This window comes from Streptomyces sp. NPDC002181 (genome assembly GCF_042890485.1).
Lineage (GTDB): Bacteria > Actinomycetota > Actinomycetes > Streptomycetales > Streptomycetaceae > Streptomyces.
Map to the genome: position 1 here is coordinate 25774 of NZ_JBIASC010000004.1, position 26364 is coordinate 52137.

At 72.8% G+C, this 26364-nt stretch carries 23 protein-coding genes and 1 other RNA gene; 10 read left to right on the forward strand and 14 right to left on the reverse strand.

Translation table 11 applies throughout. From position 1 onward, the window contains the following. Window positions 1–26: 26 nt before the first annotated feature. Both ACFYXV_RS12520 and ACFYXV_RS12525 read right to left on the reverse strand, forming a co-directional pair. Window positions 27–782 (reverse strand): ABC transporter ATP-binding protein, encoded by a 756-nt coding sequence (locus ACFYXV_RS12520; RefSeq protein ID WP_389383059.1) that lies wholly within the window; start codon window positions 780–782, stop codon window positions 27–29. 67 nt (window positions 783–849) lie between these two features. Then, on the reverse strand, window positions 850–1758 hold the full coding sequence (locus tag ACFYXV_RS12525; RefSeq protein WP_385475220.1) for an ABC transporter permease: 909 nt from the start codon (window positions 1756–1758) through the stop codon (window positions 850–852). A 147-nt stretch (window positions 1759–1905) separates the two neighbouring features. Between ACFYXV_RS12525 and ACFYXV_RS12530 the strand changes: the two genes are divergently transcribed. Then, window positions 1906–2556, forward strand: coding sequence for a TetR/AcrR family transcriptional regulator (locus ACFYXV_RS12530; protein ID WP_389382854.1), 651 nt, complete (start codon window positions 1906–1908; stop codon window positions 2554–2556). Between the two features lie 16 nt (window positions 2557–2572). On the opposite strand, the gene ACFYXV_RS12535 is transcribed toward ACFYXV_RS12530, so the two are convergent. From ACFYXV_RS12535 to ACFYXV_RS12555, 5 genes are all read right to left on the reverse strand, one after another. Beyond that, window positions 2573–4849 (reverse strand): CDP-glycerol glycerophosphotransferase family protein, encoded by a 2277-nt coding sequence (locus ACFYXV_RS12535; RefSeq protein WP_389382855.1) that lies wholly within the window; start codon window positions 4847–4849, stop codon window positions 2573–2575. Between the two features lie 109 nt (window positions 4850–4958). After that, a complete protein-coding gene (locus ACFYXV_RS12540) occupies window positions 4959–5873 on the reverse strand; it encodes a carbohydrate ABC transporter permease (protein ID WP_389382856.1) in 915 nt (304 codons plus the stop codon). Then, window positions 5870–7240, reverse strand: coding sequence for a carbohydrate ABC transporter permease (locus ACFYXV_RS12545; RefSeq protein WP_385475212.1), 1371 nt, complete (start codon window positions 7238–7240; stop codon window positions 5870–5872). Before ACFYXV_RS12545 ends, ACFYXV_RS12540 begins: the two co-directional genes overlap by 4 nt. A 4-nt stretch (window positions 7241–7244) precedes the next feature. Next, on the reverse strand, window positions 7245–8657 hold the full coding sequence (locus ACFYXV_RS12550) for an ABC transporter substrate-binding protein (protein WP_389382857.1): 1413 nt from the start codon (window positions 8655–8657) through the stop codon (window positions 7245–7247). A gap of 129 nt (window positions 8658–8786) precedes the next feature. Beyond that, entirely contained in the window at window positions 8787–11825 is a 3039-nt protein-coding gene (locus ACFYXV_RS12555) for an FHA domain-containing protein (RefSeq protein WP_389382858.1), read from the reverse strand. A gap of 462 nt (window positions 11826–12287) precedes the next feature. Here ACFYXV_RS12555 and ACFYXV_RS12560 point away from each other — a divergent pair, with 462 nt between their 5' ends. Together ACFYXV_RS12560 and ACFYXV_RS12565 are read left to right on the forward strand one after the other, a co-directional pair. Next, window positions 12288–14081: a serine/threonine-protein kinase gene (locus ACFYXV_RS12560; protein WP_389382859.1), complete on the forward strand. Its 1794-nt coding sequence runs from the start codon at window positions 12288–12290 to the stop codon at window positions 14079–14081. A gap of 149 nt (window positions 14082–14230) precedes the next feature. Then, window positions 14231–15490, forward strand: coding sequence for a serine/threonine-protein kinase (locus ACFYXV_RS12565; RefSeq protein WP_383341839.1), 1260 nt, complete (start codon window positions 14231–14233; stop codon window positions 15488–15490). A gap of 67 nt (window positions 15491–15557) precedes the next feature. Here ACFYXV_RS12565 and ACFYXV_RS12570 read toward each other — a convergent pair whose 3' ends face one another. Further along, the gene (locus tag ACFYXV_RS12570) at window positions 15558–16589 is read right to left on the reverse strand and encodes an isopenicillin N synthase family dioxygenase (protein WP_389382860.1); all 1032 of its coding nucleotides are present in this window, start codon (window positions 16587–16589) and stop codon (window positions 15558–15560) included. A 313-nt stretch (window positions 16590–16902) separates the two neighbouring features. Between ACFYXV_RS12570 and prfB the strand changes: the two genes are divergently transcribed. Next, window positions 16903–18012: a peptide chain release factor 2 gene (gene prfB / locus ACFYXV_RS12575; protein WP_030866654.1), complete on the forward strand. Its 1110-nt coding sequence runs from the start codon at window positions 16903–16905 to the stop codon at window positions 18010–18012. 127 nt (window positions 18013–18139) lie between these two features. On the opposite strand, the gene ACFYXV_RS12580 is transcribed toward prfB, so the two are convergent. Further along, window positions 18140–18334, reverse strand: a complete 195-nt coding sequence (locus tag ACFYXV_RS12580) for a hypothetical protein (protein WP_048476193.1) — start codon at window positions 18332–18334, stop codon at window positions 18140–18142. 265 nt (window positions 18335–18599) lie between these two features. Between ACFYXV_RS12580 and ftsE the strand changes: the two genes are divergently transcribed. The 5 genes from ftsE to ssrA all read left to right on the forward strand — a co-directional run bounded on the left by ftsE (window position 18600) and on the right by ssrA (window position 22496). After that, window positions 18600–19289, forward strand: a complete 690-nt coding sequence (gene ftsE, locus ACFYXV_RS12585) for a cell division ATP-binding protein FtsE (RefSeq protein ID WP_048476194.1) — start codon at window positions 18600–18602, stop codon at window positions 19287–19289. 17 nt (window positions 19290–19306) lie between these two features. After that, window positions 19307–20239: a permease-like cell division protein FtsX gene (gene ftsX / locus ACFYXV_RS12590; RefSeq protein ID WP_383341847.1), complete on the forward strand. Its 933-nt coding sequence runs from the start codon at window positions 19307–19309 to the stop codon at window positions 20237–20239. A 67-nt stretch (window positions 20240–20306) separates the two neighbouring features. Further along, window positions 20307–21521: a S41 family peptidase gene (locus ACFYXV_RS12595; RefSeq protein ID WP_389382861.1), complete on the forward strand. Its 1215-nt coding sequence runs from the start codon at window positions 20307–20309 to the stop codon at window positions 21519–21521. 18 nt (window positions 21522–21539) lie between these two features. Next, window positions 21540–22025: an SsrA-binding protein SmpB gene (gene smpB, locus ACFYXV_RS12600; RefSeq protein ID WP_048476197.1), complete on the forward strand. Its 486-nt coding sequence runs from the start codon at window positions 21540–21542 to the stop codon at window positions 22023–22025. A gap of 82 nt (window positions 22026–22107) precedes the next feature. After that, window positions 22108–22496, forward strand: a transfer-messenger RNA (tmRNA) gene (gene ssrA / locus ACFYXV_RS12605). Window positions 22497–22609: 113 nt separating this feature from the next. Here the strand turns inward: ssrA and ACFYXV_RS12610 are convergent. The 5 genes from ACFYXV_RS12610 to ACFYXV_RS12630 all read right to left on the reverse strand — a co-directional run bounded on the left by ACFYXV_RS12610 (window position 22610) and on the right by ACFYXV_RS12630 (window position 25297). Beyond that, a complete protein-coding gene (locus tag ACFYXV_RS12610) occupies window positions 22610–23032 on the reverse strand; it encodes a type II toxin-antitoxin system VapC family toxin (protein WP_385475198.1) in 423 nt (140 codons plus the stop codon). Between the two features lie 5 nt (window positions 23033–23037). Next, window positions 23038–23268 (reverse strand): antitoxin, encoded by a 231-nt coding sequence (locus ACFYXV_RS12615; RefSeq protein ID WP_389382862.1) that lies wholly within the window; start codon window positions 23266–23268, stop codon window positions 23038–23040. Between the two features lie 177 nt (window positions 23269–23445). Continuing rightward, entirely contained in the window at window positions 23446–23748 is a 303-nt protein-coding gene (locus ACFYXV_RS12620) for a type II toxin-antitoxin system RelE/ParE family toxin (RefSeq protein WP_383502413.1), read from the reverse strand. Further along, a complete protein-coding gene (locus tag ACFYXV_RS12625) occupies window positions 23745–24026 on the reverse strand; it encodes a type II toxin-antitoxin system Phd/YefM family antitoxin (protein WP_389382863.1) in 282 nt (93 codons plus the stop codon). Before ACFYXV_RS12625 ends, ACFYXV_RS12620 begins: the two co-directional genes overlap by 4 nt. A gap of 44 nt (window positions 24027–24070) precedes the next feature. Continuing rightward, window positions 24071–25297: an MFS transporter gene (locus tag ACFYXV_RS12630; protein ID WP_389382864.1), complete on the reverse strand. Its 1227-nt coding sequence runs from the start codon at window positions 25295–25297 to the stop codon at window positions 24071–24073. An 84-nt stretch (window positions 25298–25381) separates the two neighbouring features. Here ACFYXV_RS12630 and ACFYXV_RS12635 point away from each other — a divergent pair, with 84 nt between their 5' ends. After that, window positions 25382–26347, forward strand: a complete 966-nt coding sequence (locus tag ACFYXV_RS12635) for a LysR family transcriptional regulator (protein ID WP_385475191.1) — start codon at window positions 25382–25384, stop codon at window positions 26345–26347. The last annotated feature ends 17 nt before the right edge of the window (window positions 26348–26364 follow it).

The following is a 26364-nucleotide window of genomic DNA, read 5'->3' on the forward strand; positions in this document are numbered from 1 at the left end:
CCCTTTCGCGTGGGAGGGCCTGCGCCTCAGCGGCCCGAGGTGAACCTCTCGTACGCGTCGCAGACCTCGTCGGCGGGGCCGTCCATGCGCAGTACGCCGGCCTCCAGCCAGATCGCCCGGTCGCAGGTCTCGCGGACCGTGCCGATGCCGTGGCTGACCAGGAAGACGGTGCCGGCCTGCTCGCGGAGCTCCTCGATGCGGGCCTGGCTGCGGCGCTGGAAGGCGGCGTCGCCGGTGGCGAGGGCCTCGTCGATCATGAGGACGTCGTGGTCCTTGGCGGCGGCGATGGAGAAGCGCAGCCGGGCTCCCATGCCGGAGGAGTACGTCCGCATGGGCAGGGAGATGAAGTCGCCCTTCTCGTTGATGCCGGAGAAGTCGACGATGTCCTGGTAGCGCTCGCGGATCTGCTGCTTGGACATGCCCATCGCGAGGCCGCCGAGGACGACGTTGCGCTCGCCGGTCAGGTCGTTCATGAGGGCCGCGTTCACGCCGAGGAGGGACGGCTGGCCGTGGGAGTAGATCCTGCCTCGGGCCACGGGCTGGAGGCCGGCGATCGCGGAGAGCAGGGTGGACTTGCCGGAGCCGTTGGTGCCGATCAGGCCGATGGCCTCGCCCTTGTACGCGACGAAGGTGACGCCCTTGACGGCGTGGACCTCGCGCATGCCGGGTGCGGGCCCCCGGGAGAAGAGCCGGCTCAGCGCGGCGGTGGCGCCGCCCTTGCGGGCGCCCGCGCCGTTCACCTTGTAGATGACGTGGACGCCGTCGGCGATGACGGTGGGGATCCGGGTGTCGCGGGGGTCGGGGAGCGCCGCGGTGGGTGTGGTCGCGGGTGCGGGTGCGGTTTTGGTGTCAGCCACGGCCGTACTCCTCCTCAGCCTTCCAGAAGTAGATGAATCCGCCGACGCCCGCGAGCAGGGCCCAGCCGACGGCGATCGCCCATACGTGGTGCGGGAGCGCGTGCGCGTCGAATCCGTCGATCAGCGCGTAGCGCATCAGGTCGATGTAGACGGCCGCGGGGTTGGTCTTGAGCAGGACGGTGACCCAGTGCGCGAGGTGGTCCTTCTTGAGCATCGAGTCGATGGACCACATGACCCCGGACGAGTACATCCAGGTGCGCAGGATGAAGGGCATCAGCTGGCTGACGTCCGGGTTCTTGCTGCCGATGCGGGCCATGACCATGGCGACGCCGGCGCAGAAGACGGCCATCAGGGCCAGGGTGGGCGCGGCCAGCAGCCACCTGGGGCCGGGGGTCTGGCCGAGGGCGAGCAGGAGCAGGACGAGCGCGCCCATGGTCACCAGCAGCTGCTGGAACAGCTGCGCGACGGTGGACAGGGGGAGGCTGGCGCGCGGGAAGTGCAGGGCGCGGACCAGGCCGAGGTTGCTGTGGACGGCGCGGGTGGAGGCGTTGATGGAGCTGCCGATGAAGTCCCAGACGAAGACGCCGGTGATCAGGAACGGGATGTAGTCGGCCACGCCGTGGCTGGCGTTGAGGACGATCCCGAAGATGAAGTAGTAGACGGCGGCGTTGAGCAGCGGGGTGACCAGGTGCCAGACCTGGCCCAGCTTGGCCGTGCTGTACGTGGCGTGCATCCGGGCGGTGGCGTACGCGGTCACGAAGTGGCGCCGGCCCCAGAGCTGGCGCACGTAGCTCGGCAGTGAGGGGCGGGCGCCGCTGACGGTCAGGCCGTGGGCGGCCGCCAGGTCGGCGAGCGCGGCCGATGTCACCGCCGGTGCGGCGGGGTGGGTGGTCACTGTCACGGGGGTCGCTTTCGACGGGGTTCGGGCGTCGGCTGGCGATGGGACGGGTCCGTATCGTCGCTACGGCGAGGTTAGGGCTCGGTGCGACGGAACGCAACCGTATCGTCGTGACGCATGAGTGGCGGCGTGCGCGGCTATGCTCGGTGCATGGACTCCACGGACCCCGCCACCACCGCCCCAGGCCCCGCTCCCGCTCCCGCCGCCGCCCGCCGGGCCCCTGCCGGGGCCGCCGTCCTGCGCGAGGACGTGACGGAGGCGATCCGGGCCGCGGTGCTGGAGGAGCTGGCCGCGGTCGGGTTCTCGCGGATGTCGATCGAGGGGATCGCGCGGCGGGCCGGAGTCGGGAAGACGGCCGTGTACCGGCGCTGGAAGTCGAAGCTGCACCTGGTGCTGGACCTGGTGGGGGCCTTCGCGGTGGACGGCCTGCCGGTGCCGGCCACGGGTTCGCTGTACGGGGACGTACGGGCGCTGCTGGAGGTGATGTCACATGTGCTGCGGCACCCTGTGGCCTCGGCGGTGATCCCGGACCTGCTGGTGGAGGCCGCGCGGAACCCGGAGATCGCGGACGCGGTGCGCGGCGCCCTGCTGGAGGGCGAGCGGCGGATGGCGGAGGGGATCGTCTCCGAGGCGGTGGCGCGCGGAGAGCTGGCGGAGGGTACGGATCCGGGGCGGGCGCTCGACCTGGCGATCGGCCCGCTCTATTGGCGGCAGGTGGTGGTGCGGGACGCCGTGCCGGCGGAGTACCTGGACGACCTGGCCAGGTCCGTCGTCGCGGGGCTGACCACCGCCTCCGGCTGACCGGGTCGCGCCGCCGCTACGGCCAGAGGCCGGCGGTCAGGGTGGGTTCCCGGGTCAGGGGCGGGGCCGCGGGGGCGGGCGTGCGCTCGTCCAGGGGGGTGATCGGCGGAGTGGGCGCCGGGTCGTTCAGGAAGACCCGGCGCACCACCCGCTCCGCCGCGTGGCCGTCGTCGTACGAGCAGAAGCGGGAGCGGAACGCCGCGCGCAGCTGCGCCGAGCGCGAGCCCTGCCAGTGGCCCGTCGTGAAGATGTCCACCAGCTCGTCCTCCGTGCGGGCGATCGCCCCCGGCGGGCAGGTCCGCAGGTCGAAGTACGTGCCGCGGGCGGCCTCGTACGCCTCCCAGTCGTCCGCGTGGATCACGATCGGCCGGTCGAGCGCCGCGTAGTCGAACATCAGCGACGAGTAGTCCGTCACCAGCGCGTCCGAGGCCAGGCAGAGCTCCTCCACCGACGGGTACCCGGAGACGTCGACCAGGCGCGCGTGGCGCACCGGCTCGGCGGGCGCGTCCGCGTACGTCAGGTGCGTACGGGTCAGGATCGTGAAGCGCGGGCCCAGGTCCCGCAGCACCCGCTCGAAGTCCAGGTGTTCGGGCCGGCTGCGCCGGTAGTCGCGGTGGGTCGGCGCGTACAGGATCGCCGTCGACCCGAGCGGGATGCCGAGGCGTTCGCGCAGCGACACCACGTCGTCCAGGGTGGCCCGGTGGAAGGCGTCGTTGCGCGGGTAGCCGTACTCCAGCGTGGTGTACGAGGACGGGACCGCCTTCTCCCACACCAGGGTGGAGTGGCGGTTCGCGGACAGCAGGTAGTCCCACTGGTCCGCGCCCCGCAGCAGCCCCGCGAAGTCCGTCGTCGGGGTGGCGGCCGGCCGGTCCTGGAGGTCCAGGCCGACCCGCTTGAGCGGGGTGCCGTGCTGGGTCTGGAGCAGGACCTGGCCCGGCCGCTTGACCAGGGCGCGCTCGAAGTTGACGTTCGTGGTGAGGTACGTGGCCCGGGCCAGCGCCGTCCAGTAGGCCGCCGAGCCCGGGCGGAGCGCGGCCGTCTGCGCCGGGAGCGTCGCCGCGTGCCGCGGATCGCAGATCCACGCCGTCCGCATCCGGGGCGCGAGCTCGCGCAGCTTGGCCTCGATGGCCGCCGGGTTGCAGGCGTAGCCGCCGTGCCAGTACGCGGAGAAGACCGCCAGCTCGGGGCGGAGCGGCAGCAGCCGCTGGCCCCGGTAGTGCAGCCGCAGCGCGCTCTCGCGCAGGCCCCGCCCCAGCGAGGCCCCCGCCCGCCCCGCCGCCAGCGCGCCCGAGCGCAGCACCGACAGCGTGCGGTACGCACGGCGCGCGCCGAGCCGCATCAGCAGGTGGCGGATCCGGTCGGTGCGCGACAGGGACGGCGGGGGCGAGCCGGCGCTCCGGTGGCGGCGCAGCAGCGCGGCGGCCCGCCGGAAGAACTCGGCACGGCAGGCGCGCGGGAGGCGGCGCGGGTCGGCGTACAGGGCGCAGAAGTGCTCGGCCATCCGCCGGTGCACGGTGGGGCGCCAGCGCTCCAGCTCGGGGCGGGTGCCGAGGTAGCCGAAGACCCGGTCGTACTGGTCGAAGATCTCCAGGTGGCGGCGGGTGGTGGTGGTCAGGATCGAACCGGTGCGGCGCTGGCGGTAGTGGACGCAGACCCGGTCGAGGACGGCGATGGACTCGGCGGCCAGCAGTGCCGGGTAGGTCCAGGGGGTGTCCTCGTAGAAGCCGGGCGGGAACTGCAGGCCCTCGCGCTCCACGTACTCGCGGCGGTACGCCTTGTTCCAGACGACCATCAGCATGCCGAGCAGGGCCGGGCGGTCGGCGAGCCGGAAGCTGGCGGGGCCCTCCTCGGACAGCCGGTGCGCGAGGCGGTTGCGCACGAGCTCCCCGGTCCAGAAGGTGCGCGCGTAGTCGTAGACGAGGACGTCGGGGGAGCCGGTGTCCTTGAGCCGGTCGGTGACGGCCTGGAGGGCGCCGGGGGCGAGGGTGTCGTCGCCGTCGAGGAAGACCAGGTAGTCGCCGGTGGCCCGGGCCAGACCCGCGTTGCGGGCCGGGCCCAGACCGAGGTTGTCCGCCAGGTGCACGGCGGTCACCCGGGGGTCCCGGGCCGCGTACTCGTCGATGATCGAACCGCAGGAGTCCGGGGAGGCGTCGTCGACCGCGATCAGTTCCAGATCAGGGAACGACTGGGACAGGACCGAGTCCAGACTTTCCCGGAGGTACGCCTGAACCTTGTACGCGGGCACGATGACGCTGAACCGGGGCACGGCACATCCAGGGGTCGGCGCGGGCATATGGCTCCCCGAGCAACCCCCGCCTGGCGATCGGGTTACGCAGCGTGTGGCATTCGGGTTACCCGGCGTCAACGCCGCACGTCAACCGCCTTGAGCCGGTCGCTGTGCGCTACTTGACCGCTCCCGCCATCACCCCCGTGACGAACTGCCGCTGGAAGGCGAAGAAGACGACGAGCGGGACGATCATCGACAGGAACGCGCCGGGTGCCAGCACGTCGATGTTGTTGCCGAACTGCCGTACCTGCTGCTGGAGCGCGACCGTGATCGGCGGGTTCGCCGAGTCCGCGAACACCAGCGCGACCAGCATGTCGTTCCACACCCACAGGAACTGGAAGATGCCGAGCGAGGCGATCGCCGGCCCGCCCAGCGGCAGCACCACCCGGGTGAACAGCCGCAGTTCGCCCGCCCCGTCGAGGCGGGCCGCCTCCAGCAGCTCGCGCGGGATCTCCGCGAAGAAGTTGCGCAGCAGGAAGACGGCGAACGGCAGGCCGAACGCGGTGTGGAACAGGACCACCCCCGCCGTGGTCTCGAACAACCCGATGGCGCCGAAGAGTTCGGAGACCGGGATCAGCGCCACCTGCACGGGGACGACGAGCAGCCCGACCACGACCAGGAACAGCCAGTCCCGTCCGGGGAACTCCAGCCAGGCGAAGGCGTATCCGGCGAGCGAGCCCAGCGCGACCACGAGCAGGGTCGCCGGCACCGCGATGGCCGCGGTGCTGAGCAGCGCATGGGTGATGGTGTCGTTGGCCAGCAGCCGCTCGTAGTTGTCGGCCGTCAGCCGGGCCGGGGCGCTCAGCGCCTGCCACCAGCCGCCCTTGTTCAGATCGGTGGGGGAGAGGAACGAGGAGATCAGCAGCCCGAGCGTGGGCATCAGCCAGAACAGCGCGGCCAGGACCAGGAACACGCGGACGGCCCCGGCCGCCGCCCCCGCGGCCAGCTTGCCGGCCCGGGCCCCGGCACGCGGAGCGCGACGGGCTCCGGCACGTGCCTCCGGGCGGCGGGCCTGCGCGGCGGCGCTCATCGGGCCCCCTCCTTCCGCAGCCTGCGGATGTTGTAGAGCATGACCGGCAGGACCAGCACCAGCAGCAGCACCGCGATGGCGCTGCCCAGCCCCGGATCGGCGTCGGTGCCGAAGGAGGTCCGGTACAGCTGGAGGGCCAGGACGTTCGCGTCGTCCTGCACCGAGCCCGGCGCGATCACGAAGACCAGGTCGAAGATCTTCATCACGTTGATGACGAGGGTGACGAGGACCACCACCAGCAGCGGCGCCAGCATCGGCACGGTGACCCGGCGGAACACCTGCCACTCGTTCGCCCCGTCCACCCGCGCCGCCTCCAGCAGCTCCCGCGGTACGGCGGCCAGCCCGGCCCCGATCAGCACCATCGCGAACCCGGCCCACATCCACACGTACGCCCCGATCACCGCCGGGGTCACCAGCGTCGGGCCGAGCCACTCCACCCCCGCGTACGCCTCGCGGAAGTTCGACGCGGGCAGCCGCAGCACCGCCCCGTCCGCCTTCGCGGACAGGGTGAACGTGCCGTCGGCGCGGGCCGTCGCCGAGTCGACCACCCGGCCGTCCCTGACCGCCTCGACCCGGATCCCGGCCAGCCCCGATTCGGTGGGGTCGACCGCGTTCGTACGGCCGCCCCCGCCCCGGGTGAAGTCCTGCCAGACCGTCCCGGTGACCTTGCCGGGCTCGGCGGGCGCGGCCGCGGCCGTACGGGTGCCCCCGGGCAGGTCCTCGGGGGCCACGCCGACCAGCGGGAGCAGCACCGGCACCCCCGCCCGTACGGGATCACGGGTCGTGAACCCGCCCGCGTCGGCCCCCGCCGCCGGGACCAGCGGGGAGTCGCGGCCCGGGCGGGCCTTCGGGAAGGCCGAGGACTGCGCGAAGGTGTCGTGCACCCCGACCCAGACCGCGTTGGCGACGCCCCGGTCGGGGTCGTGGTCGTACACGAGCCGGAAGATGATGCCGGCCGCCAGCATCGAGATGGCCATCGGCATGAACACGAGCAGCTTGAAGGCCGTTCCCCAGCGCACGCGTTCGGTCAGCACCGCGAAGATCAGGCCGAGGGCGGTCGCGGTGGTCGGGGCCAGCACCACCCACAGCGCCGTGTTCTTCAGGGCCGTGCGGATCGTGTCGTCGTGCAGGATCTCGCCGTAGTTGGCGCCGCCCACGAAGGTGTCGCCGGAGCGGTCGAAGAAGCTGCGGTAGAGGGAGTAGCCGATCGGGTGCACGACGAGCGCGCCGAGCAGCACCAGGGCGGGCAGGAGGAACGCCGCCGCGACGAGGCGGCGGCGCCGGGTCTCCGCGGACCGCGCGGGCGTTGCCGGTATGGCCCCGGTGGGCGTGGCGGCCTTGCCGGCCTTGGAGGACTTGGCGGGCACCGGATCAGTTCCCGTAGGCCTTGGCCGCGTCCGCCTCCAGTCTGGCCTGCGTGCCCGCCACGTCCGACGGGTTCGCCAGGAAGTCCTGGAGCGCCTTCCACTCGCCGGCCCCCGGGGTCCCGCCGAACGCCGCCGGGGCCTGGTCCGACATGTCGAAGCGGAAGTCGTCGCCCGCCGCGAGGAGGGCCTTGGCGATGTTCCGCTGGATGTCGTTCGGATAGGCCTTCGGGTCCACCGACTTGTTCGGGGAGACGAAGCCGCCCTCGCGTGCCTGGATCTCCGCCGCGTCAGGGGAGGCCAGGAAGGTCAGCAGCGCCTGTGCGCCCTTCGACGGCTTCAGCGCGACCGCCACGTCACCGCCCGAGATCACGGGCGGCTTGGCGCCGACCGCCGGGAAGTCGAAGACGAGGGCGTCCTGGCCGACCTTCGCCTCCGTCTGCGCGATGTTCACCGCCACGAAGTCGCCCTCGAACACCATCGCGCCGGCCGGACGGTCGCCCCCGGTGAAGGTCTGCGTCACCGACTTCGGGAACTCGGTGGCCAGTGCCCCGCTCGCCCCGCCCGCCAGGAAGTCCTTGCGCCCGAACAGCTCGCCGAGCGTGGTCAGCGCCTGCTTGACGCTGTCGTCCGTCCACTTGATCTCGTGCTTGGCCAGCTGGTCGTACTTCTGCGGACCCGCCTGGGAGAGGTAGACGTTCTCGAACCAGTCGGTGAGCGTCCAGCCGTCCGCGCCGGCCACCGAGACGGCCGGGGTGCCGGAGGCGGAGAGCGTGTCGGCCGCCTGCACCAGTTCCTTCCACGTCTTGGGGGGCTCCACGCCCGCCGCCTTGAAGGCCTTCGCGTTGTACCAGATCAGCGACTTGTTGGCGGCCTTGTAGTACACGCCGTACTGGGTGCCGTCGACCGCGCCCAGTTTCTTCCACCCGTCCGCGTAGTTCGCGTCGAGCTGCGCCTTGGCCTCCGGGCCGACCGGCTGGACCCACTTGTTCTTCACCGCCGCCGTCAGGGCGCCGACCTGCGGGAGCAGCGCCACGTCCGGCGGCTGGCCGCCCGCGATCTTCGTACCGAGGAAGGTGACGATGGGGTCCTGGGCCGGGACGAAGGTGACCGTGGCACCGGTCCGCTTCTCGAACTCCTTGAGGACCTTCGTGAAGTTCGCCTGCTCCGGACCCGTCCAGACCGCCGCGACCTCCAGCTTCTCCCCGTCCAGCCTCGGTAACGCGACCGGCGGCCTCGCCTGCGGGGACGACTCCGCGCCCTGCGGCGGGTCGGACTTCCCGTCCCCGTCCCCGCACGCGCCGAGCGCGAGCGCGCCCACGGCCGCGAGGGCCGTCCAGGCGACCGTGCGGCTCCTTCTCCGGCCGCCGCTGCGGCTGCGGCTACGGTCCTTCGTCCGGCTCGTTCCCTGCCTGCGCATGGCTCTGCCCCCGATGCCCGTGGTGTGCCCGTGGTGTGGCCCGTCGTGTGACTCGTCCCACAAGGTCTACGCCGAGCCGCGTACCCCCGCAATACCGCGTCGAACCGCGCCGCGGGCCCGCGGGCGGGCTCAGGGCGCGGGCGGGAACAGCACGGGTATCGCCGAGACCAGGTGCGAGGCCCGGTCCAGGGCGCTCGCCAGCAGTGCCAGGTCGGTGGGGCCGTTGCCCAGCTCGCGCACGGGCCGGCGGGCCGGGGGATCACCCATCCGCTCCCACTCCACCGGGACCACCGTCGGCCGCTGCGTCGCCGTCCGCGGGATCCGGCCGGTCACCCGGCCGCCCTGGAACGGGACCGTCCGCCCGTCGGGGCAGCGCAGCCGGCCGCGGCCGGGGCCCGGCTGGTCGGGGGCGTCCAGATCGATCCGCAGCGGGTTCGTACGGGCCAGCTCGGTGTCGGCCGTACGGTCGGGGCGGGCACTGGTGGCCACCAGGTGCACCCCGAGCCGGGCGCCGTCGCGGGCCACCGCGTCCAGCGCCCGTACGACGGACCCGGCGGCGGGGCGGCCCGTGCTGCCGAGCCCCGGCGCGACCAGCGCGTCGAAGTCGTCCACCAGCACCACCAGCCTGGGCAGGGGGCTCGGGCCGGCCGGGTCGCTGCGCACGGCGGAGGCGCGCAGCCGGAGCGTGCCGGTGCGCTGGGGTTCCAGGTCGCCGAGCAGCTCGCCGGGGCTGGGCTGGCGGGGCGCGACCATCCGGTCGGACACCTCCCTCCGGGCGTGCCACTCGGCGAACGGGACACCGTCCAGGAGCTCGGCCCGCCGTTTCAGCTCGGCCCCGAGGGCCTGGGCGAACTCCCGCATGCGGAGGGGGTCGGAGGCCACGAGGTGTGCGCAGACGTGCGGGAGCTCGGTGCAGGGCTGGAGCCCGTCGCCGCGCTCGCCGCCCGCCCCGTCGAGGAGCAGCAGCCCGAGCCGGTCGGGGCGGGCTGCAGCGGAGAGGGAGGCGGCCACCGAACGCAGGAGCTCCGTACGGCCGCTGCCGGCGGGCCCCTCGATGAGCAGGTGCGGGCCGTCCTGGACCAGCTCGGCGCCGACCGGGCCGCGCCGCCCGCTGCCGAGCACGAGCTCGGCACGGCCGCCGACGCCCTGTCCCTGGTCGGTCGCGGCGGCCCAACGGGCCATCAGGGAGGCCGGGGTGGCCCGCGCCAGCCCCAGCTCGTCCAGCAGGCGGGCGGTGTTCGGGAGCGCGGCGGCCACGGCCTGGCGGGGCCCCGAGGGGGAGGGCTCGGCGCGCAGCGGGGCCAGGGACCGGGCGAAGCGCTCGGCCCAGGCGGCGGAGACGGCGTCGGCGGTGGCGGTGGTCCCGGGCGGGGACGGCTTGCCGCCGGTCACCGCGAACGTCCTCACGGTGGTGGCCACATCGCCGCTGAGCAGGGCGGCCGCGCCACAGGTCCGGAAGGCGGGGCCGCTCGCGCAGGCGGCCTCGTACGTCTCGGCGAGCGGGGAGGCGGGCGTGGCGGCCGGGGTCTCGGCGAGCACGAGGAGATGGATCCCGGCGGCCGGGCCGTGCGCGGCGAGCCGGCCGGTGATGTCGCGCAGCGCGGCGGCTCCGGGATCGCCGTCGACGACGAGGAGCGTGTACGGGCCGTGGTGGGCCTCGCCGGGGGAACTCCCGCCGAGGGGGCTCCCGCCGAGGGGACTCTCGTCGAGGCGGCGGGTCAGCTCGGCGGTGCGGGCGCCGGCCTGGTCGCGGTCGTACGCGAGGAGCAGGCGGCAGTCCTGGCCGTGCGCGGGCCGTACGTGCGGCAGCCAGCCGAGCCAGCCCCAGTCGGCGCGCCGCTCGGGCAGGGCGCGGGCGCGGTCGGCGGCGAGGAGCACGATCTCCAGCTCGCCGGGCCCGTGCAGGGCGGCGAGCTGGGCGATCACGGAGCGGGCCACGCCGGTCAGCCGGGCGCGGGGCCCGGCGATGCCTAGTGCGCCGACCTCCTGGAAGGCGATGCGGCTCCCGGCGCCGAGCCCCACGTCGAGCCGTCCCCGGCCCCGGGACCACAGCCGCCGGGTGGGCCCCAGCGCGGCGAGCAGCAGCGCGGCGGGATCGTCGGCATCGGGCGCGGCGGCCGTGACGGCTTCGGCGGCGGAGCCCTGGTACCCCGGGTCCTCTTCCCCCCGGACCCACTTGCGGGCCCAGGCCCCGAGCCCGCGCTTCCGCGGCCGCTGCCCGGCGCCGTCGACGCCCTCGCGGGAGCCGGGGGCGCCGTACTCCGCTGCGGCCCGGCCCGTACCGGGCGCGCCGATGTGCAGGCTGGCGCCCGACCCGACCCCGGAGGCCGCGCCGTGCCACCCGGACCCGTTGGTGTCGGAGTCGGGGCGCTGCTCGTCGGGGCCGTGGACGGGGCCCCCGTTCCGGGAAGGGGCGGGGCGGGGGGAGGGGCCCTGCGGGTCGGCGGCCGCGCCGGGCTCGCCGTGACGGCCGCCGGCGGAGCCGGACGTTCCCGCCGCCGGGGCGCCCCGGCCCGCGGGGAGGGACAGGTGGCCTTCCAGGTCCGGGACCAGGGGGAGGGGGGCCGGGGTGTCGGGGGCCAGGCGGAGCGTCGATTCGCCGATGCGCAGCAGCGCCCCCGGGGCCAGCGCCACCGGCTGCGGGCCCACCGGGGCGCCGTCCACCGTCGTACCGTTCGTGGAGTTCAGGTCGGCCACGGCCACCCGGCCGTCCGGCATCACCGTCACCGCGCAGTGCAGCCGTGACACGTCCGGATCGTCCAGTGGGACGTCGGCGTCCGCCGAGCGCCCGATCCGGATCGCCCCGGGATGCAGCAGGTGCACCCCGCCCGCGTCCGGCCCCGCCACCACGTGCAGCTGCGCGCCGTCCGCCCCGGCGGGCAGGACGTCCCCGTCCGGCAGGACGCCCGGCACCGGCGCGTGCAGCCCCAGCACCGCCCCGTCCACGAGCGGCGGCTCCCCGAGCACCCGCCGCTGGAGGTCGAGCCGCTCCGTACCGGCGTACAGCACGACCGTGCCGCCGGTGTCGGGCCCACCGACGGTCGCCGCGAGCCCGGAGGCCACGGCGGCGAGCGGGGTGCCCACGGGCGCGGTGACGAGCACGTCACAGCCGGCGGGCGCGGTCTGGTGGCCGCTGCGCGACCCAAGGACGGTCAGCCGGATCTGCATCGCCGTCAGCGGTCCCTTCTGCGCGGTGCGCGGTGCGTGCGCCCGGCAGGGGTACGACGGGGCATGGCCGCCCCGATCAACCCCCCACCCGGCACGGCGCGTCGTCCGGTCAGGTCTGCCCGGAACGCGGGCTCCCGTCCCGGCCGTTCCGTACGGGTGCATCCTCGCACCTGTCGCCGACAACACGCCCGGCGCCCGGCAATAAATGATCTTGAATGATCACACCTCTGCGCGTGTCGCGTACACGCCCGCGCGTGGGGCCTGGCCGAAAAGCGGAGACCGGCCGGGGAAAATCGCCCCTGGCATACCCCTCAAACCTCACCCTTCGTACAAATGTGCGGCAACCAACCTCCGGCACCCCGCGTCTTCCCCGGCGACACCCCCTAGAGTGGGCCGGAAAAACGAACCACAAAACGAACCACGAAACGAACCACAGCAGGACGACAGCAGGGAGCGCGAGACGTGCGGCCAGTCGGCAGCAAGTACCTGCTCGTAGAGCCGCTCGGACGCGGCGCCACGGGCACCGTCTGGCGTGCCAGCCAGCGGGAGACGGCCGGCGCGGAGGCCGCCGTCGCCGGGCAGCCCGGCGAGACCGTGGCCATCAAGGTCCTCAAGGAGGAGCTGGCCCAGGACGCGGACATCGTCATGCGCTTCCTGCGCGAGCGCTCGGTCCTGCTGCGCCTGACGCACCCCAACATCGTGCGCACCCGCGACCTCGTCGTCGAGGGCGACCTGCTCGCCCTGGTCATGGACCTGATCGACGGTCCGGACCTGCACAGGTACATCCGGCAGAACGGCCCCTTCACGCCGGTCGCCGCGAGCCTGCTGACCGCCCAGATCGCGGACGCGCTCGCCGCCAGCCACGCCGACGGCGTGGTCCACCGCGACCTGAAGCCCGCCAACGTCCTGCTCGACGAGCGCGGCGGCCAGATGAAGCCGATGCTGACCGACTTCGGCATCGCCCGCCTCGCCGACTCCCCGGGCCTGACGCGCACCCACGAGTTCGTCGGCACGCCCGCGTACGTCGCCCCCGAGTCCGCCGAGGGCCGTCCGCAGACCTCCGCCGTCGACATCTACGGCGCCGGCATCCTGCTCTACGAACTGGTCACCGGACGCCCGCCGTTCGCCGGCGGCACCGCCCTCGAAGTCCTCCACCGCCACCTCAGCGAGGACCCGCAGCGGCCGCCGAACGTGCCCGAGCCGCTCTGGATCGTCATCGAGCGCTGCCTGCGCAAGGAGCCGACCGAGCGCCCCAGCGCCGAGAACCTGGCCCGCGGCCTGCGCGTGGTCGCCTCCGGCATCGGCGTCCACAGCGCCCCCGCCGAGGTGGAGGCCGCCCTCGGCGTCGGCGCGCTGCTCGCGCCCGACCCCTCGCCGGCTCCGGTCCCCGAGACCCCGGGTGCCGGCGGCGCCGCCGACCCGACCCAGGTGCTGCCGAGCCGCGCCGCCGCCGCTTCGCCGATGGGCGCGTACGACCCGAACGGCATGACCAGCGTGCTCCCGCCGGTCGGTGCGGCCGACGCCACCTCGGTGCTGCCCGCCACGGGCGGCCCCGGCGGCCCGGGCGCGGACCCGACCTCGGTCATGCCCCCGGTGCAGCAGCCGGACGCGCCGCACCCGTGGCAGTCGCAGATGCGGGCCGTGCGCGACCGCAACGAGCAGACGCAGATGCAGTACCTCGACCCGAGCGAGGACCCGCTGCGCCGGCGCCCGCAGCGGCAGGCGCCCCCGCCGCCGCAGCAGCGACCCCAGCAGCCCCTGCAGCCTCCGCAGTACCGCCAGGGCCCGCCGCCCCAGCAGTACCAGCAGCAGCCGCAGTATCAGCAGCCTCCGCAGCAGCCGTACTACCAGCAGCAGCCGCCGCCTCAGCAGTACCAGCAGCCGCAGCAGCCTCCGTACCAGCAGCCGCCGCAGCGGCAGGCCCCGCAGCGGCAGGCCCCCCAGCGGCAGCAGCCCCCGCAGCAGCAGCCCCCGCAGGCCCCGCCGCCGCAGCGCCGGGAGCCGCGCGAGCCGCGCCCGCGCAGCGCCAACCCGATCAAGATCCCGGGCCTGGGCTGCCTCAAGGGCTGCCTGGTCATGATCCTGCTGTTCGTGGTCGCGGGCTGGCTGGTCTGGGAGCTCACCCCGCTCCAGGAGTGGGTCGGCACCGGCAAGGGCTGGTTCGACCAGCTGTGGACCTGGGGCTCCGACATCGTCGACTGGGTCACCGCCATCGGCGACTCCACGGGCGGCGGCTCCGGCGGCGGCACGCCCTGAACCGGGCGCCCGTGGCGCTGGGTTGTTGATTTGTCGACTTCTGGGACGTGATTTCGCCCCCAGAAGTGAAGGTCGCCGTGTTCCGGGGCGTTCAACCCCCATCCGGCCGCGTAGCTTTGGTGCGTACGCCAGCCGCTGAGGGAGCAGTCGTGGCACGGAAGATCGGCAGCCGGTACACCGCGCACCAGATCCTGGGGCGCGGCAGCGCGGGCACGGTGTGGCTGGGCGAGGGGCCGGACGGGCCCGTCGCCGTCAAACTGCTGCGCGAGGACCTCGCGTCCGACCAGGAGCTCGTCGGACGCTTCGTCCAGGAGCGCAGCGCGCTGCTCGGCCTGGACCATCCGCACGTCGTGTCCGTCCGCGATCTCGTCGTGGACGGCAACGACCTGGCCCTGGTCATGGACCTCGTACGCGGTACGGACCTGCGCACGCGCCTCGACCGGGAGCGCCGGCTGGCCCCCGAGGCGGCCGTGGCGATCGTGGCGGACGTCGCGGACGCGCTGGCGGCGGCGCACGCGGCGGGGGTGGTGCACCGGGACGTGAAGCCCGAGAACGTCCTGCTGGACATGCAGGGGCCGCTGGGGCCCGGCGGCTCGCACCCGGCGCTGCTGACCGACTTCGGCGTGGCCAAGCTGATCGATTCGCCGCGGCGGGCGCCGTCCGGGGTGCCGGGCGCGCGGGCCTCGGCGACGACGACGCGGATCATCGGCACGCCGGACTATCTGGCTCCGGAGATCGTGGAGGGACTGCCACCGCGGGCCGCGGTGGACATATACGCGCTGGCGACGGTGCTGTACGAGCTGCTGGCGGGGTTCACCCCCTTCGGCGGGGGGCACCCGGGAGCGGTCCTGCGCCGGCATGTGACGGAGACGGTGGTTCCGCTCCCCGGCATCCCCGACGAGCTGTGGCAGCTGATCGTGCAGTGCCTGGCGAAGGCGCCGGCCTCCCGGCTGCGGGCCTCGGAACTCTCGCTCCGCCTGCGGGACCTGCTGCCGCTCCTGGCCGGGATGCCGCCGCTGGACGTGGACGAGCCGGACGAACCGGAGCCGGAGCAGTCGTCGGCGGAGCCCGCCCCGGAGGCCGAGTCCCCCCGTCGGCGGGGGGTGGTCCCGCTGGTGCCCGGCTCCGCGACGGACTCGAACCGGGACACCCACACCTCGATGCGGGTGCCGGGGCCGGACGAGCTGGCCGGGGGCGCGCTGGGCACGGCCCGGGTCCCGCGCCCCGCGGGCGGCCACCGTCCGGGCTCGGCCCGCCACCGCGCGGAGACGGCCCGCAAGCGGCGCCTCGCGCTGACGGCGGGGGCCGTGGCGCTGGCCGCGGCGCTCGGCGTGGGCACGTGGCTGGCCGCCTCGGGCGACGAGTCCCCGCCGCAGGACACCAAGCACTCCACCCCGGCCAGGCCGTAGCGCTCCCCGCGCCCGGGGCCGTGGCCGGGCGCGGGGGCGGGCCCCCGCACCCCGTGTCCCGGCCGGGCTACGCCTCCACGAGCTCCGGGTGCCAGCGGCGGGCCACCGCCGGGTGGGCCCGGGTCCAGCCCTTGAGCTCGTTGCGGCCGTACTCCGCGTGCAGCGGGTTCGAGGAGTCGTGCGCGACACCCGGCGCCGACCGCAGGTACTCGCCGGGCACCGTTTCGATCACGGCGTCCAGCCGCGGGTTGTAGAAGAAGGGAACGGAGTACCGCTCCACCGCCCCCGGCGGGCTGACCACCCGGTGGTCCGTGGCCACCAGGTACCCCTCCGTCGCGATCTCCAGCAGTTCGCCCAGGTTGACCACGAACGCCCCCGGCATCGGCGGGATGTCCACGAAGCCGCCGTCCCGCACGACCTGCAGCCCGCCCACCCCGTCCTGCAGCAGCAGCGTCAGGAACCCGTAGTCCTTGTGCGCCCCGACCCCCTGGCCGGCCCCGGACGGGGCGGATCCGGGGTAGCGGATCAGCTTCGTGTGCAGGTGCGGCCGGTCGGCGAACGCCGCGTCGAAGAAGTCGGACGGAGCCCCGATCGAGATCAGCAGCTCCCGCAGCAGCCGGTGCGCCACCGCCGCCAGCCGCGCCTGCCACTCCAGCACCACGGGCCGCAGCTCCGGCAGGGCCTGCGGCCACTGGTTCGGGCCCTCCAGCCACAGGAACGCCGGGTCTTCCGGCCCCAGGGCCGGCGCCGGCCGCTCGGCGCCGACGTCCAGCTGGTCGCGCCAGTCGGAGGCGCCGCCGGTCAGCTCGTGGCCGATGCGGGTGTACCCGCGGAAGTGCGGCGAGTTCAGATTGCTCACCGCGAGCCGGTCGGCCTCCGGCAGGGCGAAGAAAGCCCTGGTCAGCTCCAGGATGCGGGTGGTCTCGGCCTCGGTGATCCCGTGCCCGGTGAGGTACAGGAAGCCGGTGTCCCGGGCCACGGCGTGCAGCTTCTTCAGGAACTCGGCCCGCTGGGCCGGGTCGTCGGCCTGGGAAAGGTCGATGACGGGAAGCGCCGGAACTGCGGAATCGGCGGAAAGATCGGTGTGCGCGGACGGCATGACGGCTCCGTTTCGGATGTCACGGGGTCCTGTTCCCCAGAGGTGTCGGGGCAGCGGATGGGGAGGGCCGCCGGCAGGGATGGCGCCGGAGCCGCTTGGGCCGCGTACAGGACCAAGTCGGATCGGGGTGGATCAGGCTTGGGGATGGTCCGGCGGCAGACAGCTCGTCGTCGTGACACGCATGTGGTCCACATGGCGGCGCTTGACGAGGAGCAGATTCATACCGTGAGCGTACGCCCGTTCCCGCGTTCATCAGAACGGGTGAACCGGCCTGCCCGGACGGGGCCGCCCGCGGACCGGCTACGCTGGACCCGTGGCAGTCGTCGATGTTTCCGAAGAGCTGAAGTCCCTCTCCTCGACCATGGGGTCGATCGAGGCCGTCCTGGACCTCGACAAGCTGAGGGCAGAAATCGCCGTGCTTGAGGAGCAGGCCGCCGCGCCGTCCCTGTGGGACGACCCGGAGGCCGCTCAGAAGATCACGAGCAAGCTGTCGCACCTCCAGGCCGAGGTCCGCAAGACCGAGACCCTGCGCGGTCGCATCGACGACCTCGCGGTGCTGTTCGACCTCGCCCAGGAGATGGACGACGCGGACACCCTCGCGGAGGCGGAGACCGAGCTGGTGTCCGTACGCAAGGCGCTGGACGAGATGGAGGTCCGCACCCTGCTCTCCGGCGAGTACGCCGAGCGCGAGGCGCTGGTCAACATCCGCGCCGAGGCCGGCGGCGTCGACGCCTCCGACTTCGCCGAGCGCCTGCAGCGCATGTACCTGCGCTGGGCCGAGCGCCACGGCTACCCCACCGAGATCTACGAGACCTCGTACGCGGAAGAGGCCGGCATCAAGTCGACCACCTTCGTCGTCAAGGCCCCGTACGCCTACGGCACCCTCTCGGTCGAGCAGGGCACCCACCGCCTCGTGCGCATCTCGCCCTTCGACAACCAGGGCCGCCGCCAGACGTCCTTCGCGGGCGTCGAGGTGCTGCCGGTCGTCGAGACCAGCGACCACGTCGAGATCGACGAGGCCGAGCTGCGCGTCGACGTGTACCGCGCCTCCGGCCCCGGCGGCCAGGGCGTCAACACGACCGACTCGGCGGTGCGCATCACGCACATCCCGACCGGCATCGTCGTCTCCTGCCAGAACGAGCGCTCGCAGATCCAGAACAAGGCCAGCGCCATGAACGTCCTCCAGGCCAAGCTGCTGGAGCGGCGCCGCCAGGAGGAGAAGGACAAGATGGACGCCCTCAAGGACGGCGGCAGCTCCTGGGGCAACCAGATGCGGTCCTACGTCCTGCACCCGTACCAGATGGTCAAGGACCTGCGGACGGAGTTCGAGGTCGGCAACCCGCAGGCTGTGCTCGACGGCGAGATCGACGGCTTCCTGGAGGCCGGCATCCGCTGGCGCAAGCAGCAGGAGCAGACCGCGTAAGCGCTGGTAGGCACCGCGCACGGCGACGCGCACCGCGCACGGCGAAGGGCCCGGACACCTTGGGTGTCCGGGCCCTTCGCCATCTCTGATGTCTGCCGGCGTCGATGATCGGGACGCGGTGAGGGGGCTACGCCGTCTGCTGGGCCAAGAGGGCCAGAGCCGCCACGAGGACCACCATGAGCACGATGAGCGCCAGGGGGTTCAGGCCGCCGAAGGGGCCTTCCTGCTGCTGGAGGCGCTCCCGGTTCGCCCGGCACACCGGGCAGCGGCCCTGGCTGACGGGCGCGGCACAGTTCGCGCACACGAGCCGGTCATAGGTCATGCGCTCTCCTCCTCTCGTCCCCTTTGAACAACGAACACCTTGAACAACGCGCGAAGGAACGACTGCGTTCCCCTACCACTGTGCCAGCTCCGGCGACATTCGGCGCGGCCCGTCCGGGCAATCACGGACCATCCCGGGACGATCCCCTACCGGACCAGGGGATATATCGGGCAACTCCGGACGCCGGGCCCCCACCCCCCGCCCGTTCGCGTATGGTCACGCACACCGACTCCGCACACCTACTCCCGGCGACCGTGGTGCACCCGTGATCCGATTCGACAACGTCTCCAAGTCCTACCCGAAGCAGAACCGCCCCGCACTCAGAGATGTCTCCCTGGAGATCGCGAAGGGCGAGTTCGTCTTCCTGGTCGGCTCCTCCGGCTCCGGCAAGTCCACCTTCCTGCGGCTGGTGCTGCGCGAGGAGCGGGCGAGCCACGGCCAGGTCCACGTCCTGGGCAAGGACCTCGCCAAGCTCTCCAACTGGAAGGTCCCGCAGATGCGGCGCCAGCTGGGGACCGTGTTCCAGGACTTCCGCCTGCTCCCCAACAAGACGGTGGCCGAGAACGTCGCCTTCGCCCAGGAGGTCATCGGCAAGCCCAGGGGCGAGATCCGCAAGGCCGTCCCGCAGGTCCTGGAGCTCGTGGGTCTCGGCGGCAAAGAGGACCGCATGCCCGGCGAGCTCTCCGGCGGTGAGCAGCAGCGCGTGGCCATCGCCCGCGCCTTCGTCAACCGGCCGGCCCTCCTCATCGCGGACGAGCCCACCGGCAACCTCGACCCGCAGACCTCGGTCGGCATCATGAAGCTGCTGGACCGGATCAACCGGACCGGCACCACCGTGATCATGGCCACGCACGACCAGCAGATCGTGGACCAGATGCGCAAGCGCGTCATCGAACTCGAACAGGGCCGACTCGTGCGCGACCAGTCGCGCGGCGTCTACGGCTACCAGCACTGAAAGGCCCTTGAGACGTCATGCGCGCCCAGTTCGTCATGTCGGAGATCGGCGTCGGCCTCCGCCGCAATCTCACCATGACCTTCGCGGTCATCATCTCCGTGGCCCTGTCGCTGGCCCTGTTCGGCGGCTCCCTGCTCATGCGCGACCAGGTGAGCAAGATGAAGGGCTACTGGTACGACAAGGTCAACGTCTCGATCTACCTCTGCAACAAGAGCGACGCGGAGGACACCGGCGAGAGCGGGAGCAAGGCCTGCGCCAAGGGCGCGGTCACTCCCGATCAGAAGCAGCAGATCGAGACCGACCTGAAGAAGATGGAGCTCGTCGAGACCGTCCACTACGAGTCCTCCGACGAGGCCTACAAGCACTACAAGGAGCGCTTCGGGCACACCGCGCTCGCCTCCGTGGTCACCCCGGACCAGATGCCCGAATCCTTCCGGGTGAAGCTCAAGCAGCCCGAGAAGTACCAGGTCATCACGACCGCCTTCGCCGGCCGCGACGGCGTCCAGTCGGTGGAGGACCAGCACCAGGAGCTGGACAATCTGTTCACGATGCTCGGCTACCTCAACCTGGCGGCCCTCGGCATCATGCTCATCATGCTGATCGTGGCCCTGCTGCTGATCGTCAACACCGTGCGCGTCTCGGCCTTCAGCCGCAGGCGTGAGACGGGGATCATGCGGCTCGTGGGCGCCTCCAGCTTCTACATCCAGGTCCCGTTCATCATGGAGGCCGCCTTCGCGGGCCTCGTCGGCGGCGTGTTCGCCTGCGTGATGCTCGGCGCCGGCCAGTACTTCGTCATCGACCACGGAGCCTCGCTGCGCGCGAAGATGGAGCTGATCAACTTCATCGGCTGGGACTCCGTGTTGACGAAGCTGCCGTTGGTGCTGGTCATCGGGGTGCTGATGCCCTCGCTGGCCGCCTTCATCGCATTGCGCAAGTACCTGAAGGTGTGACAAGCGCCCCGTGTGAGGTCCGTCCAACCCGCCGTGCCTCCACGGGGCTTGTCCTAGACTCGGCGCCATGCCGGGACTGCCCGCCTTCTGTCTCCGGCCCCGCGACCTGCGTCGCGGGGCCGCTTTGACGTTGGCCTTCATCGCCGCCGTGGGCACCGCGGCGGGCACCGGCTGCTGGGACCGCGCGGACGCCGCCGGCGCCGCGGGAGGCGGGTTAACCGCCGCCGCCGGTACGCGTCCCCCCGCGACCGCCGGCTCCGGGGCCCCCGCGGAGGACGAAGCCGCGACGGCCGACCGCGAGGCCGTCGCCCGGGCCGCGGCCGAGGCCGTCGCCGAGGGGAAGTCCGGCAAGAAGGCCGCCCAGGAGGTGGTCAGCCGAAGCGGCGACCGCTGGGGCATGGTCTACGACCAGGGCGAGTACGCCGCCTTCACCGACGACCTGGACGGCCGCTGGACCGGCGTCGGGCTCTGGATCGAGAGCCGCCAGGGCGACCGCATCGCCGTCGAGAAGGTCCAGCCCGGCAGCCCCGCCGCCCGCGCCGGCCTGCGCGCCGGGGACCGGCTCCTCAGCGTCGACGGCCACTCCGTCACCGGACTGCGCGTCTGCGACGTGGTCGCCCTGCTGCGCGGCGGCGCCGGCACCCCGGTCGTCCTGCGCCTCACCCGGGACGGCGCCGACCTCACCGAGACCCTGCGCCGCGAGCAGCTGCACACCGAGCCCGTGACCGTACGGGAGCTCCCGGGCCCGATCACCGTCATCAAGGTCGCCTCCTTCAGCCGCGGATCCGGCGAACAGGTCCGCGCCGCCGTCCGCGCGGCCCCGGCCGGCTCCGGCTTCATGCTCGACCTGCGCGGCAACCCCGGCGGCCTGGTCACCGAGGCCGTGACGGCCGCCTCGGCCTTCCTGGACGGCGGGCTGGTGGCCACGTACGACGTACGGGGCGACCAGCGCGCCCTGTACGCGCGCCCGGGCGGGGACACCGACAGGCCCCTGGTGGCGCTGGTCGACGGCGGCACGATGAGCGCGGCGGAGCTGGTCACGGGCGCCCTCCAGGACCGCGGCCGGGCGGTGGCGGTGGGCACGAGGACATTCGGCAAGGGCTCGGTCCAGATGCCGACGCCGCTGCCGGACGGCTCGGTGGCCGAGCTGACGGTGGGCACGTACCGCACCCCGGGGGGCCGCAGCCTCGACGGCAGCGGCATCACCCCGGACCTGGCGGCGGGCGACGGGGTCGAGGAACGGGCCCGCACGGTATTGGGTGGCCTCGGGGTGGGTCCGTAGTGCGAAAATGACCGCACTATGGCTAAGGAACAAGGGCGCAAGCTGATCGCCCAGAACAAGAAGGCGCGGCACGACTACACGATCATCGACACCTACGAGTGCGGCCTCGTGCTCACGGGTACCGAGGTCAAGTCCCTGCGCCAGGGCCGTGCCTCGCTGGTGGACGGCTTCGTGTCGGTGGAGAGCGGCGAGGCCTGGCTCTACAACGTGCACGTGCCGGAGTACAGCCAGGGCACCTGGACCAACCACAGCGCCCGCCGCAAGCGCAAGCTCCTCCTGCACCGCGAGGAGATCGACAAGCTGGACTCGAAGACCGGCGAGACGGGCAACACGATCGTGCCGCTCTCGCTGTACTTCAAGGACGGCCGGGCGAAGGTCGAGATCGCGCTGGCGAAGGGCAAGAAGGAGTACGACAAGCGCCAGGCCCTGCGCGAGAAGCAGGACACGCGCGAGACGAACCGGGTGATCTCGGCCGTGAAGCGCAAGGAGCGCGGTCAGCTGTAATCTCCTGGCATGCCGTGGTCCACTTCGCGTACCATGGCGTCAGCACCGCCCCCCGGGGTGGAGCATCTTGAAAAATCAACATGGGGATGATCGGTTTCGACAGCGGATGTCGATGCAGGGGAAGCGAGCCGAGGAAGCGGCAATGATCTCGCTAACCACATGTCGCAAAAAATAATCGCCAACTCCAAGAGCGATAACTCCCGCTTCACCCTCGCTGCCTAATAACAGTGAGCTGAAGCCTCTGTGAGGAGCGTCAGCCCGGAAGTGGTCCCGGTCCGGATCCTGGCGTCAATTAGGGATCTAAACCTCTAGCCCCGGTCACGGGGGTTGGAGGGAAACCAAACAGTGACTGAGCCCGTCGGAGACTTGTCCGTGTGATCTCCGGGGCCGAGAAAAGCGCAGCGGACTGCGCTCGGAGAAGCCCTGCTTCTGCACCGTTGGACGCGGGTTCGATTCCCGCCATCTCCACTCATCCCATGTGGGCGAAGGCCCCGCCACCCGGTTTCCGGGGGGCGGGGCCTTCGTCATGTGGGAGCACGGCGGGAGCACCACCCTTCAGGGAGCGTGGCGGATGCGGTGGTGTGTCAGGTGCCTGGGTGCGGAGGCTGATCGCTGTTGGCCGTGATGACCTCGATTTGGCAACGCGGCTTCTGAACGCCTCGTTTGATGCGCACGTCCGCCGTCAGCAGGGGGACGCCCAGTGCCTCGGCGAGGGCGACGTACGTGGCGTCGTAGGCGGAGAGGTTGGCGTACAGCTTTCGGATCCGGGGGAGCAGGGGGCCCGTCTCGTGCCGCTGTACGCGCAGCCCCTGGTAGGTCTTGAAGTGCTCGTCGAGGCTCGCGGGGGTGATTTTGGAGCCGCGTGCCATGCCCAGAAGGGCGGAGGCGATCTCCGTGTCCAGCAGGTGGGGAGCGCCGAGAAGATCTTCCTCGCCGATGCGCCGGCGGGCAGCGACGCCCCGGGAGCCCCTGTCCGTGAGGAACAGGACCAGGGCGGAGGAGTCCACGACGATCAACGGCCCGCCCTGCCCGCGTCGATGGCGTCGAGGACGTCCTGGATGTCGATGTCCTCCGTGGCGTAGCGCTCGGCCCGGTCGGCCATTTCGGCGAGCGTGGGCTGGGTGGCGTCTCGGGTGACGAGGCCGAGCAGATAGCTCTGGAGGGACTGTCCGGCCTCGGCGGCCCGGACCTTTATGCGGCGGGCGATGTCGTCGGGGACTTCCCGGATCGTGAATGCAGTCATGACTGCATTTTATCGTCGATGCAGTCACTTTGCAGTCAACGCAGTCGCTCGGCAGTCGGGCCCTCCGGGCGCCGGCGGGCGGCTGGTGCCGGCGGACGTGTCGCACCGGGGGAGCACCCCATGTGGGCGAAGGCCCCGCGGCCGCCAGGCTGCGGGGCCTTCGTCATGTCCGAGGGGCTACAGCGAACGGTATATCTCGCGACGGTGGCCGACCGCCACGACCCATACCGTGACGACGAGCTCGCCTTCCGGTCCCTCCTCAAGGGTGTACACGGCGCGGTAGTCGCCGATCCTGAGCCGCCAATGCGCGGTGTGGCCTTGGAGCGCCTTGATGTCGAAGGCGTCCGTGTCGCCGGCGTCCAGGGCCTGCTGCAGTTCGGCCAGTCGACGCAGGATCCGGATCGCATCCGACTGGGGGATCTTGCCGAGCTCTCGGCGGGCGGCGGCCCTGAACCGGGTCAGGTGCCGACGCTCGGTCACGCACCACCCCGCAGGATCTCGGCCGTCATCTCTTCCAGGCCGAGGGAAGTGCCGTCGTCCTCGTCGCGGGCGGCGTCGACCAGCTTGGACAGCCACGCCTCCTCGGCCGATTCCTCGATCGCCTTGAGGCGTCTGTATTCGTCGATGTCGAGGACGATGCCCTCCTCCTTGCCCCGCCGGGTCACGATGGTGGGCGTGTCTTCCCGCCGGGCACGGTCGAGCACATCGGCGAGGTGCGCACGTACCTCGGCCATCGATTCGATCACGGGCTCGCTCATGTAATCAATGTACTGGATGTACATGACCCGAGCCTGCGTATCCGTCACTTGGCGGGAGTGGCCATCGTGCCCGCGGCGAGAGCCGTGACGGCCGCCGCCGCCGGGAGGGCGTACGGGGTGGTGGGGCCCAGGTGGTCCACCAGGGTGCCCGCCGCGGCCGCGCCCAGGGCTATGCCCGTCAGGATGGCCGTCACCGCCAGGGTCATCGACTCGTTGAGGCGCCCCTCGGGGGCGAGGACGTGGACGCGGGACATCGCCGTGACCATCGTCGGGGCCGTGGCCATGCCGGCCAGGAGGAGGGCCGCGGCCAGCAGGGGGAGGGAGCCGGTGGCGGCCGCCGCCCACGGGAGGGCCAGGGCCGCCGCCAGGGCGATCAGGCAGGTCCGCAGGGTGCGCGGGGGCAGTGCGCCGTAGAGGAGGCCGGCCACGCAGGAGCCCGCCGCCTGGAGGGCCAGGACCAGACCCGTGGCGGCGCCGAGGCCCCGGGCTTCGAGGTGCGCGATCGAGGTCACCTCCATCGAGCCGAACAGCACGCCCAGGGGAACGAAGAGGGCCAGGACCGGCAGCAGCGTCCGCGCGGGGGACCTTCCGGCGCGGTGTGCCGACGCCGGGGGCTCCGTCCGGCGCTGGGAGGTGAACACGAGCATGCCCGTCAGGAGGAGGGCGGCCGCCGTGAGCGTGCCCGCCTCCGGGAAGGCGGCCGAGCAGAGGAGCGCCGCCGCCACCGGGCCCAGCATGAAGCACAGCTCGTCGGCGGCCTGCTCGAACGACATCGCCGTGTGGTGCGCGGCGGGGGAGTCGTGCAGCAGGTGGGTCCAGCGGGCCCGGGACATGCCGCCGATGTTGGGGGTGGTCGCGGTGGCGGCGTACGAGGCGAACAGGGTCCAGGCGGGGGCGTGCGCGCGGACGCACAGGACGAGCCCCACCGATCCCAGCACCGCGATCAGCGTCGCGGGGACGGCGATCCGGGCCTGGCCGTACCGGTCGACCAGGCGGGCGGTCCACGGCGCGACCAGCGCCGTGGCGGCCAGCCCGGTGGCCGTGACCGCGCCGGCGAGGGCGTACGAGCCGCGCTGGCCGGCGATCATCATGACCGCGCTGATGCCGAACATGCCCATCGGGAGGCGGGCCAGCAGGTTTCCGGCCGTGAAGGCGCGGGCCCCGGGAAGTGAGAAGAGGCGGGCGTACGGGCCCCGGACGCGGGGCCGGCGGGGGTGCGGGGCGGGGGCTATCACGAGCGTCGAGCCCGTCACGGTCATCAGCTGCGGCATGATCCAAGGCTCCGGCGCGGGGGCCCCGGGCGTCCAACACCTGTTCCGGCGCCATTGACCCGTTTCCGTTGTTAGTCTCCCCGGGTGATATCCCGTGATGTGGAACCCCGGCTGCTGCGCGGGTTCGTCGCCGTGGCCGAGGAGCTGCACTTCACCCGCGCCGCCGCCCGCCTGTACGTCGCCCAGCAGGCGCTGAGCCGCGACGTGCGGCGGCTGGAAACCGCCCTGGGCGCCGCGCTGTTCGTACGGACCACCCGGGCCGTCGAGCTGACCGGCGACGGGGAACGGCTGCTGCCCCTCGCCCGGCGGGTGCTGGCCGCGCACGAGGAGCTGGCCGCGGCCTTCGCCGGCCCCCGCCCGCTGCTCGTCGACCTGAACACCGACGGGCCGAGCACCGCCCGCACCGTCCTGGAGCGGGCCCGCGAACTCGCCCCGGACTGCGAGCTGATGGCCCGCTTCGAGAGCGGGCTGACGTACGCCGCCGCCGAGGTCGCCGCAGGGCGCCTCGACGTGTCCTTCGGGTACGCCGACGGGCTGGACCGGGCGCTGCGGGCCCGCCTCGCGCACCGGCCCGTCCGGTACGAGCCGCTCGCGGTGCTGCTGCCCGAGGGGCACCCGCTGGCCGCGCGGGCCGACGTACCGCTGGACGCGCTGGCCGGGGAGGCCGTGTACGCCGGGGCCGGAAACCCGCGGACCCTGGAGTGGACCGGACTCGCCCGCGAGCTGCTGGCGGGCCGCGGGATCGCGCTGGCGCCGCCCGCACCCGTGGCCGTGGGCAAGGACGAGTTCCGCCGGGTCATGGCCAAGACCCGCAATCCGGTCCTGGTGACGGTGGACTTCGTCGATCTGCCCGGCAGCGTGAAGCGGCCGCTCGTCGCCCCGGTGCCGCTGTCCCCGCTGTCGATGGTGTGGCGCAAGGGTTTCCACCACCCCGGGCTCGACGCGCTGCACCGGGCCGCGACCGCCCTCGGCGCCGAACACGGCTGGCTGGACGTGCCCCCGGAGAGCTGGCGGCCCGCGGCGCTCACAGGCGGCACCGGCGACGGGTGAGTGCAAGGTTTCCCACC